We start from the raw sequence: 11,553 nt of genomic DNA, 5'->3' as shown, positions 1-11,553 counted from the left end.
TCTTCTCTTAATTTTATTGTAGTTCGAATGTATTCTGTCACAATTAACACCTATGTATATGATATCATCTACATCAACATAAATCTATTTATCTAAACTCTTAATTTTTAAAATATGGGTGAGATAATGAGAATTTTTGGTACTATTCGAGATTCAAAGAAGCGTGAACCAGTTAAACAAACAACTATAAAGCTCAGCATTGAAGGTTGGAGTCCGGATGACGATGATTTCCTATTTATTGAATTGAAAGTTAAATATAATAAAGAAGATTTTGTTTGAGATGATTTATTAGTTTTCATAGTGATATATCAGAAAGGATATTGGGAATATATCGCAGTTTCAGACTAATATTGAATATGTGACATATCTTAAAATTGGGAATTTGGAAGGCTTTATCTGATAGCTCACGGTGATGATGGTTACTGCGTGCATCTTGACAGGTAGAATTACAGATGTACGGTGTGGGAGCAGCGGCCTGTGCCCTGCCGGGGATTTGATTGTGGAGATAGCAAGAGATCCGAGGCAAATAAAATTAATTTGGATTTACAGACGCGAAGGATTAATCGATCCGGATCGAAAGCCTCTTCGTTGATCATATTTTATATCTTCAGAGAACTATAGGCAATCAGGCTGTTTTGAGATTGATAAGATCAAAGGCTCTACAGGCAAAGTTGAGGATCGGGCAGCCCGGGGATGTGTATGAGCAGGAGGCGGACCGGGTGGCGGAGCAGGTGATGCGGATGCCGGAGCCGTGGGTGCAGCGGCAGGTTGAGCCAGAGGAGGAAGAGGAAGAAATACTTCAGACAAAACCGCTTGTTGATCAGATTACACCATTGGTTCAAAGACAGGTTGAAGAAGAAGAGGAAGAAGAGGTGCTTCAAGCAAAGAGCAGGGAGGATGCAACTTCTGAAGTTACTAATGAGCTTGAATCGCAGATCAATGCGATCAAAGGCGGCGGGCGGCCTCTGGCAGAATCCGAGCGTGCTTATTTTGAGCCGCGGTTTGGAGCTGTTTTTAATCAGGTAAAGGTACATACGGGTGCACAGGTGGCTTAGTCTGCACGGGCGGTAAACACACAGGCCTTTTACAGTGCGTAATGATATTGTGTTTTCTGTCTATATAAGCACCCGTTTCTACAAGGATAAATGTCAGGATGATATAAAGAAATATAATACTGTTAGGATTAGGGTATGGAAGACCTATCACTGCCCGTAAGTTGGCATGTACTGCCATGATCCCACCTATAGAAAGAGCAGCTAGCCAGCCATTGATCATCCAATAGTAATGCCTATTAGATAGCTTGTAAATGATAAATGCTACCAGTAAAAGAATACAAGTCAATAAAACTTTTGTAGCAATGAACGCCATTAATCCAAAAGTTTCATATAAAAACCTGAAAAAAAGGTTTGATTCTGCATAAATCCCTTTTGTATTCATTAATATTGCACCTGTTACACCGTCTCCAATACCGTAAATAATAAAGGCTAAGAAAAAGAAGATATGCTGGATATTGATCTGCTTAAAGAAGTGGTGGTAAAACTGTTTTTTAACTTCTTGTTGGGATTTGATGTTGACTTTATTTATCATCCGTTTTTTCACCTCATTATGAGCATTATGATGATTATATACTATGTTGTACTAAATATAAATAGATTTCTATATAAATGTTAATAAAAAATTGTAACTATAAATGAATTAAGCTTTATTGCAGGAAAAGGTCACAAATCAGGTGAGACGAAACTGACAGCGATTATCCCCTACAGATAAGAGTGCTGTTGATCATTCAAATCGTATTGATCTGCGTCTGCAGGATGACTACCATCAGCTAGGTTAAGCGCTACAGCGAAACTTGAAGTTGTAAGAGCCCTTGCTGCGGTCCATCGCCCTCGTGCAGCCGACCGTATGCCTCCACGACGCCTTCACCCAAATGCGCCCTGGCGTGCGGTTCCACTCATCAGGTGACATCACCCGGAGGGTACCTCCATATCGCGCAGACATCATGCGAGGCATAACCGGGGGTGCTACCATCGTATACACTGATGTCGACATCCTGCCAGCGCTGCCTGAAACGATGACCATACGAGAGCGCCGCCCCTTGCTCATGCGATCTCCGATCACCAGAGTCATGGCAGATTACCCGAGTTTCTATGATATCACACCGCACTCCCGCTGATCAGTAAAACCATGCAATCTAGATGGCATGCGACAGAGAACGCAAAAACCCAGTGTCACATATGTCGCGATGAGCGGGGCGCCCAATGCTTTGCGCAACCACAGTCCCTCCAGGATATGCTCAAGACGCTCTCGTTACGATTAGCATCAAAGTCTGCCTCAGCGCACACTTGTACTGTGGCTGTTTTGTAGAAAGCGTGGCTTGCACCTTTGAGAGCAGTCTCGATTTGTCCGCATGTAGACTTCAGCAAGACCGGATCGGTGGCGAATGCTGTTGATGCAAGGGTGTGCCTGGTGCATTTACACACAGAAGAATCCTGGTACATGTGAATAACTCAAGTGGTCCGGATCGCTGCGTGGGAATTTCGGGTCTATTAAGACAAGGACAGAAAACTTTATACGGCAGATCCGAACCGGAAATCCGAACATTAGCCACAACAATACGACTTATAGCAAGACTGCACACACTTGAAAGTGCACTGCCAGGAGGTCTCATGACCCCTTACTTCATATAGATCTTATCAACCGTTTAAATAAAAACACTCATTCATTAAACATATCGAGTGCGTTTAATAAACCTTCTTCGAAATCATCAGCTGTAATTCTTGATCTTATACCTCTTGTTGTGAAAAGCTCCATCATCTCACCAACTGACAAATCAGCCATCTTAGCAGCTTCACCTATTGTTATTTTTCCTTCTGAAAATAATTTTACTGCCATCTCTTGTGCCAGATCATGAATACCATATAACAACACTTGCTGAAGCATATATGATTCATCTATTAGTTCATATTTTTTAATAACTTCAAATGAATGAGACACTTTCTGTGGAATCTCTATTTCAACCATTTATTTCACTCCCGGTTCTATTGATCAATTCTTTATTATACCATCCAAACTCTTCAAGACGATCAAGTGATACGTTTGCTTTTTCGTTAGATATGAGATTATTAGTGTGCATTGCCAATACAATATCTAACGCTGTTATAAATTTTATACCTAAAATTCGACATGCATTGATTGCTTTCTTATCGTCACATAGCAAATATTTTACATTAAGATCAAGGCAAAGTGCTATTGCATCACTTTCCCCAGAGTGAATACTAAAAAAATCCTGTATCTTTCTTAATGATTCATTATTAGTCTGTCTGACTTGGATTTTTTCATCATACACCAGTTTTTCAAGTAAATATGCATCATATTTCCCTTTTTCCATTCCTTTACGTATTGTTTCGTCATAAACTGTTTCAGGAATTATAAGTGAAAAACCTGACACAAACAACTCAATTAACTCACATTTTGCAAGTAATATAAGTGTTGATGAGTCAGATATTATCATAACACTACTATATGACTATTTCACATCATAATATTATCTATAGACTCCACAACAGACCACTTTCTGTTCCTTTAAAAGGACTGCAGACAATCAGGCTGAGTTAAAATTGATTAGATCAGAAGCCGTTGCAGGCGAACCTGAAGACAGGCCAGCCTGTGGATGTGAATGAGCAGGAGGCGGATAGGGTGGTAGATGCTGTGATGAAGATGCCGGGGCCTCAGGCAGCATCCGGTGATGTACTTCACATCCAGCGGGGTGCCCCACATGCGAGGAAGATGAACTGCAAAGACAGCCGATAGAAGAAGAGGAGGAAGAGCTTCAAGCAAAAGCGACTTCAAGTCATCTCTCTGAAACAAATCCCAATCTCGAATCCAAGGTCCATTCTCTCAGAGGAGGCGGCCAGCCGATATCAGAAAACGACCACGCCTTTTTCGAGCCGCGCTTCAGTCAAGATTTCAGCTAGGTGCGGGCGTATACTGTGGAGCAGGATGTGGTGTTCGGAGTTGGGTAAAATGCGCCCTAGACAATATTAGGGCGAGATTTCCCAAACATAATAAATAGAATATCCCCACCAGAAGTTGTGAACACTTCTGGACCACGCATAGATTCTAAGTATCAGGTAAGGTGAAATGCAATGTCTATAAATCTTGGAAGACTGGAATTATTTATGGGACCCAAGCAATTGGGCGCCCCCGACGATTTGCTGGATGTAATAGTCAGCTTTATTGATGAATCCCGCCAATCTCTGGATGTAGCTGTACAGGAACTTGAATCCCGGCCCATAGCCGATGCTTTGATCCGCGCAAGACAAAGAGGCGTTTCAGTTCGGGTTGTCCTGGAAGGGGATTATCTCTCAGTGCGAAGAGCCCTCGCTGACCCCTGGTCTGAAGGTGGTACCAATGAGACGAACCGACAGATACACGATGCTCTGCAAAGGGCAAAAATAGAAGTCAAAACAGATTTTAATCCCGATATCTTCCACCAGAAGTTTATCATTCGGGATAAGGATAGCGCCGATGCGGCCATTCTTACCGGATCCACAAATTTTACTCCCACTGGTGTTGCGTCCAATCTTAACCATATACTGATAGCGAAAAGCAAGAGGGTGGCCCGAGAATATTCAAACGAGTTCAGGGAGATACTTGATGGGACCTTTGGGTCAAACCAGAGCCGCCGTTTTAGTCCACCACGTGTGTACTGCGTTGCAGGAGTACCAGTTAAGATACTTTTTGCACCAGATCACTCTCCTGAGATGGAGATCATGAAACAAATGCTAAAAGCGAAAAAATCCGTGGACTTTGCAATGTTCACCTTCAGTCGCTCTTCAGGGATTGATGATACCCTTATCGCTCTGGCCCGGTCCGGGATCAAAGTACGCGGCATCCTGGATGGTGGCCAGGGTAAACAGCAGTGGGCTCCGACAAAAGACATCAAGGACGCGGGAGCTGAAATGCATTTATGCCCGCATAAAGCAGGATTAAATAAACTGCACCACAAGCTGGCAGTCATTGACGGTGAGGTGCTTGTTGTCGGATCATTTAACTTCACAGGACCAGCTAATCGGCTAAACGATGAAAATATCCTTGTTATCGGTGAACTGGATGATGACAAAGCCAGATCAAAGCAAATGCAGCTCGGTTCCTACGCGCTTGACGAAATCGATAGGATGATAAATGAACATGGGGAGCCAGTTTGAATCAAATCAGTGGCTTGTGCATTAAAGAGGTGTGGATAAAATTATGTCAAGAACCAACCGTCTAACCGAAGTATTTGAATCATCAGAAGAAATACCATTTGATGACTCCTCCTAATTCATTCTATTCAGTGATATGGGGGGCCATAATAGAAAGTGGAAAAAACCCAACAATGTGGAATAGCATCTTTACCAGCATTAAGATGAACGTGAAGTGTGTAATAAACCACTTTTCGAAGACATCAAATTACATGAAGGGTTAATTCTTAAACATCGAGTCACTGGCAATAAAATATTAATACCAGCACAATAGATACAAATTACAAAACAAAAAGGGGGAATGTCTCCTTGACAGAAATGGGTGAAATATATATTTGCGAAATATGCGGTACAGAGATTTAAATATTGTTCTCCGGGAATGACCCGATAATATGCTGCGGTCTTGAGATGATCGCAAAAGAAGAATATTACAAAGAACGGATGAGCCGTTAAGAAAATGCTCACATCGTTTGCATTTTCGAGGCCTACATGAAAGTATACACTTTCCGATACATCAAAAAAGGCCTATTCCAAATCAGCGATACTATCAAGAACAGTATCAGGCCGTAACCCTGAAGATTCAATATCCTCTATCCCTGATGCCCCTGTAAGCACCAGCACAGTCCGCATCCCGCCCATTATCCCTGCCAGAATGTCGGTCTCCAGCCTGTCTCCCACCATAACGCACTCTTCACTTCTCATCCCGTACTCCTTAAGCAGCACATCCATGATCGGCTTATTAGGCTTACCGATCACATCAGGCACCACACCCGAAGCAGCCTGTATAGCAGCTACCATACTCCCGGCCCCTGGCAGGAAACCATGTTCAGTAGGCAGCATAGCATCAGTATTGGTAGCAATGAACCCTGCTCCGTTCATGAGCAGGTCCAGGGCCAGGGTAAGCTTCCCATACGTGAATTCCCTATCCAGGCCAGCCACCACATAATCTGCATCCTGTTCCCTAATTACATGACCTGCTCGTTTCAGTTCTTCAACCAACCCCTGCTCCCCCACAGGATATATGGTACTGCTGCCATACTTCTCTTTAATATAGACTGATGCGGCATAGGCAGAGGATATCACATCCCCTGCATCACATGGGATACCCATATCCACAAGCCGTCTGGCAATAGCCTCCCTGGTGCGGGTGGCATTATTGGTAAGGAATACCACCCGGCTGCCTGAACTCCTCAATCTGTTAATGGATTCACAGGCACCCGGTATGACCGTTCTCCCGTGGTAGACCACACCGTCAAGGTCTAGAATGTATGCAGCCGGTCTGTTCATATTCCCTACTTTATCATGAGGATACGGTTCATAGCTGTCACAAGAGCCTCAACCGATGCCATCACAATATCTTCATTGGCAGCCCTGGCAGTCATAATCCGGCCCTTGTCATCTTCCACACCAATGATAACTTCGGCAAGTGCATCCGAACCACCTGAAATGGCCTCAATCTTGAAATCCCTCAATTTCATTGTCCTCTGGCCATTAATGATACTCTGGACAGCGTTCAGTGCCGCATCCACCGGGCCAACACCAATACTGGCTCCTACCTTTTCTTCACCCCACACCATGGCCTTTACAGAAGCCGTTGGAGTGATGATATTCCCTGTCATTACAGAAACTTCGATCAGGTCAATGGGACGTTCGGATTTCTTCACTTTACCCATAATAGCTTCGGCAATGGCGAACAGGTCTGCATCTGTGATGGATTTGCCCTTGTTACTAATGTCCTTCATCCTGGACATGATCTCGTTCAACTGGTCATTGTCAGGTTCAAGACCTGCATCCTTCAGTGTCTTTACGACCGCATGCCTGCCTGCATGCTTGCCCATCACGATCCGCCGCTTATGACCAACCATTTCAGGTGTCATAATGCCGGGCTCGAATGTATCTGTCCTGGTAAGCACGCCATGAGTATGTATCCCGCTCTCGTGTGCGAATGCATTATCACCAACAATAGGCATTGTCGGAGGTATCCTTACGCCAGTATACCGCTCCACCATACGTGCAGTTTCTACAATGTACTCGGTTTTGATATTGGTCTTCGCCCTGTAGATACTGTGCAGGCTCATTACGGTCTCGGCAAGGTCGGCATTGCCGGCCCGCTCACCCAGGCCGTTTATGGTGACCTGTACCTGCCTGCCACCTCCCTCTACTGCTGCCAAGCTGTTAGCCACTGCAAGCCCGAAGTCGTTATGGCAGTGAACATCAATGGGGATGGTGATATCATTTTTGATATCTGCTATCAAAGCCTTCATGGCAGATGGAACGAAAACGCCAACTGTATCTGGAATATTAATAACATCGCATCCTGCTTCCTGGACCGCCTTACTGATCTGTAACAGGTAATCAAAATCCGTCCTGGTGGCGTCCATTGGGCTGAACATGCATTTTGCGCCGTGGTCCTTGATATGCTCCACAGCCCTGATGGCCATGTCCAGTACTTCTTCCCTGCTCTTATTGATAGTATGGATGCGCTGCACATCAGACGTGGGAATGAAGGTATGCACCATATCCACTTCACATTCCAGGCATGCGTCCAGATCGGAGAATACTGACCTTGAGAGTCCGCATACATCCAGTTCAAGACCCATTTTAGCGATTTCGCTTACATTCTGCTTCTCCCCTTCCGATGACATGGGAAACCCGGCTTCAAGTATATCAATGCCAAGCTTGTCAAGTTGGGAAGCAATTTCCTTTTTCTGTTCAAATGTTAGAGATACGCCAGGGGTTTGTTCACCATCACGCAGTGTGGTGTCGAAAATAGTTACGCGCTTGTCACGTATCGATTCAGTAATATAGAACCCGATCCCTCAATTTAAGTTCTTCCATATAAAAAACCTCACTTATAGAATCGTTTCATATTATAAAAGGGTTTTTGAAGCGTCTTGATTCCCTACCTGTTCTACTATCATTCTATTCTCCAAAGATTACTTTCGCTGTGCTCTTGGATGTGGTTTATCACTGCTGTAGTACATCCATATACCTGAGGTGATACACAATGGAAGATGAGTTTTGGACCGGTATTGTAAAACGTGCTGCCAAACACCAGCATATCAACCGCCGCAGCCAGTTCAGCCGGCATTTCAGCAGGATGCAGACATTACCAGATGACAAATAAGTGCAGGTCAGTTCGCAGTTATCGGTATGTATATCAATATTATCTACATAAGTTAAAGTATGGAAGATGTACCAGAAGACACTGGAGTTAACAGCCACAACAGGGCTGATAATGAAATAAATAATAACAGTGAAAAACTTCTGGTGCTTCCTCTTGGTGATGAATCAAAAAAGATAACCCAGGTCATCACCAATGACACGGCCAGGCACATAATGGAACTGCTTGCCGAGCACTCCATGAGTGCATCCGATATCGCCAAACATCTGGATGTTCCCCTGACCACGATAAAATATAATCTTGAAAACCTTGTGGATGTGGGACTGGCAAAGATCGAGCGAATAAAGTACAGCGAGAAAGGAAGGCAGGTCAAGGTCTATGCACCTGTACGTAAACTTATAGTTGTGGTACCTGAAAAGCTTGGTAGTGCTTCTATTACCGAAATACTGAAAAAATACCTTGGTGTCATTCTGACTGCTGTCTTTGCATCAGGTTTTATTGAACTGCTAACAAGTAAATTTACTTTATCTAAAAGCATGATGCCAGAAGGCAATGCCCAAAGAATTATTGAAGAAGGGTCTTCAATGGATTCTTCAATGGATTTTGTAGACAACGTTTCAGGAGGTGCAAAGGATCCGATCATGGGTGTAGTGAATGATTCAGCACAGAAGTCTTTTTCAAATGCAACTGCACCGGATGTTTCGAACATCCCTGAAGCGGCTGAAATGGTCACTGATATGCCATCACACATACCTACCCTATATGTTGAACCAGCCACCCTGGAAAAAGGTAGATCAACCCTTGATCTGGATTTCACATCCCACCTGGGTTTGTGGTTCCTTATGGGGTGCCTGTTCATGATCGCATTGGTAATGATCGTAGATTATTACAGGCAAAAAAAGGAAGTCAATAGGAAATGATCACTTTGATCGTACCATTGGGTTACTTTTATTATTTAGCCGCACATATTTCCATACGATCGAACTTATGAGGATAGCATTAAAGATTGCATATATAGGGACTGAGTATCATGGATTCCAGATTCAGCCTAATGTGCCAACAATTGAAAAAGAACTCTTCAGAACTCTTGAAGAACTTAAAATCATTACTGACCCTAAAAGTGCCAGATATATCGGTTCCGGTCGGACCGATGCCGGAGTCAATGCCCTTGGACAGGTGATCGCTTTTAATACGGATAACCCGAAACTGGCAATACCAAGGGTGATTAACAGCAAACTGCCGCCGTCTATCTGGGTGTGGTCAAGGGCTGAAGTACCTGATGATTTTGACCCAAGGCGACATGCTGTAAGTCGGGAATATAAATATTTCGTTTGTGGTGAATGTTTAAATATCTCACTTTTGCGCAAAGCATCAAAGCTCTTAAGAGGTACCCACGATTTTGCTAATTTTGCTACACCGGATATGGATAAGTCCACTGTGCGAACAGTTGAACGAATCGATATAAGGGTGGAAGGTAGATTAATCAATCTTGATATCAAGGCTGATAGTTTTGTATGGCATATGGTGCGCAAGATCGTTACAGCTCTTCGTATGGTGGGGAACCAGACTCGTGAAGTTGAATGGCTTAAACGCATGCTCCATCCGGATGAGTTTGAAGAGGGACTGGAACCTGCACCGGCTTGTGGCTTATTATTAAAAAATGTGAACTATGACCTAGACATTCCCTGGGAAGATGATTCCTATGCAAAAAAGGGTTCTGCAGAGAGGCTTCATGAACAGTTCATGCATTATGGCGCAATGGCAGAGGTATTTAAAGAACTTAAAGACAATATGCAGCCACCTGAAACATGTGATTGATTTATGACCCTGATTGCTTTTGAACTCTCAGGCGAGCATCCCGATATACCAGTGGCTGAAGTTATCGGAGCCCTGGAATCCGAAGATATTGAATTTTATGTTAAATATCGATTTGACCAGATGCTTATTGTTGATATCCCAAATGTAAATACGAGTGCAAATTTAAATGCAAACGCAAAAATGGATCAAGTGGGCAAACTTAGCAAACGACTGGCCCTGACCTGGCATATTATCAATGTGGTGGGCATCTCTGATTCAACCTTACCTGATATTATGAACATGGTTGAGAATGTGGATTTTGATGAGCCTGCGTCCCTTACTTACAAAATCAGGGCTAAGAAGATAAAGCGTAAAAGTCACATCTCTTCTGAGGATATTGAACGAAAGATCGGCGGGGTGCTCTACAATAAAGGATATCATGCAGACCTCATAAATCCCGACATCCTGTATCGGGCAGTACTGACTGATGGAAAATGCATATTCGGTCGTGTGCTGGCATCTGTTGACCGTGGTTCATTTGAAGACCGTAAGCCACAGAACAAACCGTTCTTCTACCCTGGCGTCCTCATGCCCAGGCTGGCACGCTCACTGGTAAATATCGCTCGATGTGGACCGGGCAGTATGATACTTGACCCGTACTGCGGCACTGGTGGAATACTTGTGGAGGCAGGGCTTATGGGTTCGGTTACGCTGGGTTGTGATGTACAGAGGAAGATACTGCTGGGTGCCAGGATGAATCTTGATTTCTATGTGCCTGATCATTCTCTCATGTTCCAGGATGCAGGTAATATGGCACTGAAGGATAGCTGTATCGACTGTGTGGTGACCGACCCGCCTTATGGCAGGTCCGCACTTATTCAGGCCAGGTCCCTGGACATTCTTATGAAACGTTCTCTTTGTGAGATATTCAGGGTCTTGCGTCCCGGCGGTCGGGCAGTGGTGGTCTCTGAACGTCCTATTGAGGAGTGGGCGGTATCTGCCAGCTTTTCAGTTGTTGATGTGTACATACAGAGAGTGCACCGCAGTCTTACAAGGAGGATTACTGTGCTTGATAAAAGTCAAACGTTGGCCTAGAGTAAAGAAGAGGCCTTACGGCCTCCCCCTCTTCATCAAACAGCTCGTACAGATTTCTCGTAAGCGGCTTTCGTTTGGACAATCCCATTGCAGGAGATGGACTATTTAAGTAATGAACTAAGTGAAACAAGACCCATTCTCTCAATTTGGGTTTCTGGAGCGTGTACAGAATGACCTTCCAGGTGCGTTTCTTCACCCGAAAACTTCGTAATCGTGCTCTGACATATCCGTCCAGTTCCTCAAACCGCTTCTTCAGAACCCCTTCGCTACCAGCATTCCATAGGAATGAAGGCA

At 44.1% G+C, this 11,553-nt stretch carries 13 protein-coding genes and 1 pseudogene; 9 read left to right on the top strand and 5 right to left on the bottom strand.

Annotated elements, in window-relative coordinates; translation table 11 throughout:
- The first annotated feature begins 114 nt into the window (after positions 1-114).
- The 3 genes and pseudogenes from HF974_06545 to HF974_06535 all read left to right on the top strand — a co-directional run bounded on the left by HF974_06545 (position 115) and on the right by HF974_06535 (position 1,055).
- Positions 115-279, top strand: coding sequence for a hypothetical protein (locus tag HF974_06545; protein ID MBC2697992.1), 165 nt, complete (start codon positions 115-117; stop codon positions 277-279).
- A gap of 135 nt (positions 280-414) precedes the next feature.
- A pseudogene (locus tag HF974_06540) lies at positions 415-501 on the top strand (YkgJ family cysteine cluster protein).
- A gap of 140 nt (positions 502-641) precedes the next feature.
- A complete protein-coding gene (locus HF974_06535) occupies positions 642-1,055 on the top strand; it encodes a hypothetical protein (GenBank protein MBC2697991.1) in 414 nt (137 codons plus the stop codon).
- On the opposite strand, the gene HF974_06530 is transcribed toward HF974_06535, so the two are convergent.
- A complete protein-coding gene (locus tag HF974_06530; GenBank protein ID MBC2697990.1) occupies positions 1,015-1,587 on the bottom strand; it encodes a hypothetical protein in 573 nt (190 codons plus the stop codon). The two genes, HF974_06535 and HF974_06530, sit on opposite strands and share 41 nt — an antisense overlap.
- Positions 1,588-1,999: 412 nt before the next feature.
- Between HF974_06530 and HF974_06525 the strand changes: the two genes are divergently transcribed.
- Positions 2,000-2,173, top strand: coding sequence for a hypothetical protein (locus tag HF974_06525; protein MBC2697989.1), 174 nt, complete (start codon positions 2,000-2,002; stop codon positions 2,171-2,173).
- A gap of 542 nt (positions 2,174-2,715) precedes the next feature.
- Here HF974_06525 and HF974_06520 read toward each other — a convergent pair.
- Both HF974_06520 and HF974_06515 read right to left on the bottom strand, forming a co-directional pair.
- A complete protein-coding gene (locus tag HF974_06520; protein MBC2697988.1) occupies positions 2,716-3,021 on the bottom strand; it encodes a hypothetical protein in 306 nt (101 codons plus the stop codon).
- On the bottom strand, positions 3,014-3,511 hold the full coding sequence (locus HF974_06515) for a hypothetical protein (GenBank protein MBC2697987.1): 498 nt from the start codon (positions 3,509-3,511) through the stop codon (positions 3,014-3,016). The genes HF974_06520 and HF974_06515 overlap by 8 nt, the downstream gene beginning before the upstream one ends.
- Before the next feature lie 125 nt (positions 3,512-3,636).
- Between HF974_06515 and HF974_06510 the strand changes: the two genes are divergently transcribed.
- Positions 3,637-3,810 carry a hypothetical protein gene (locus tag HF974_06510; protein MBC2697986.1) on the top strand — a complete coding sequence of 58 codons (174 nt, stop codon included), beginning with the start codon at positions 3,637-3,639 and terminating at the stop codon, positions 3,808-3,810.
- Between the two features lie 335 nt (positions 3,811-4,145).
- Positions 4,146-5,207, top strand: coding sequence for a phospholipase (locus tag HF974_06505; protein ID MBC2697985.1), 1,062 nt, complete (start codon positions 4,146-4,148; stop codon positions 5,205-5,207).
- Between the two features lie 561 nt (positions 5,208-5,768).
- Here the strand turns inward: HF974_06505 and HF974_06500 are convergent.
- Positions 5,769-6,530 carry an HAD-IIA family hydrolase gene (locus HF974_06500; GenBank protein MBC2697984.1) on the bottom strand — a complete coding sequence of 254 codons (762 nt, stop codon included), beginning with the start codon at positions 6,528-6,530 and terminating at the stop codon, positions 5,769-5,771.
- A 5-nt stretch (positions 6,531-6,535) separates the two neighbouring features.
- Positions 6,536-8,035, bottom strand: a complete 1,500-nt coding sequence (locus tag HF974_06495; protein MBC2697983.1) for a 2-isopropylmalate synthase — start codon at positions 8,033-8,035, stop codon at positions 6,536-6,538.
- A 394-nt stretch (positions 8,036-8,429) separates the two neighbouring features.
- Between HF974_06495 and HF974_06490 the strand changes: the two genes are divergently transcribed.
- The 3 genes from HF974_06490 to HF974_06480 all read left to right on the top strand — a co-directional run bounded on the left by HF974_06490 (position 8,430) and on the right by HF974_06480 (position 11,259).
- A complete protein-coding gene (locus tag HF974_06490; GenBank protein MBC2697982.1) occupies positions 8,430-9,287 on the top strand; it encodes a winged helix-turn-helix transcriptional regulator in 858 nt (285 codons plus the stop codon).
- 67 nt (positions 9,288-9,354) lie between these two features.
- Positions 9,355-10,185 (top strand): tRNA pseudouridine(38-40) synthase TruA, encoded by an 831-nt coding sequence (gene truA / locus HF974_06485; protein MBC2697981.1) that lies wholly within the window; start codon positions 9,355-9,357, stop codon positions 10,183-10,185.
- A gap of 3 nt (positions 10,186-10,188) precedes the next feature.
- The gene (locus tag HF974_06480) at positions 10,189-11,259 is read left to right on the top strand and encodes an RNA methyltransferase (GenBank protein ID MBC2697980.1); all 1,071 of its coding nucleotides are present in this window, start codon (positions 10,189-10,191) and stop codon (positions 11,257-11,259) included.
- Positions 11,260-11,553 lie beyond the last annotated feature (294 nt).

The organism is ANME-2 cluster archaeon, assembly GCA_014237145.1.
In the GTDB taxonomy this organism is placed as follows: Archaea; Halobacteriota; Methanosarcinia; order Methanosarcinales; family Methanocomedenaceae; genus Methanocomedens_A.
Note: the sequence above shows the minus strand (reverse complement) of the source record. Positions and strands in the feature narration are given on the sequence as shown.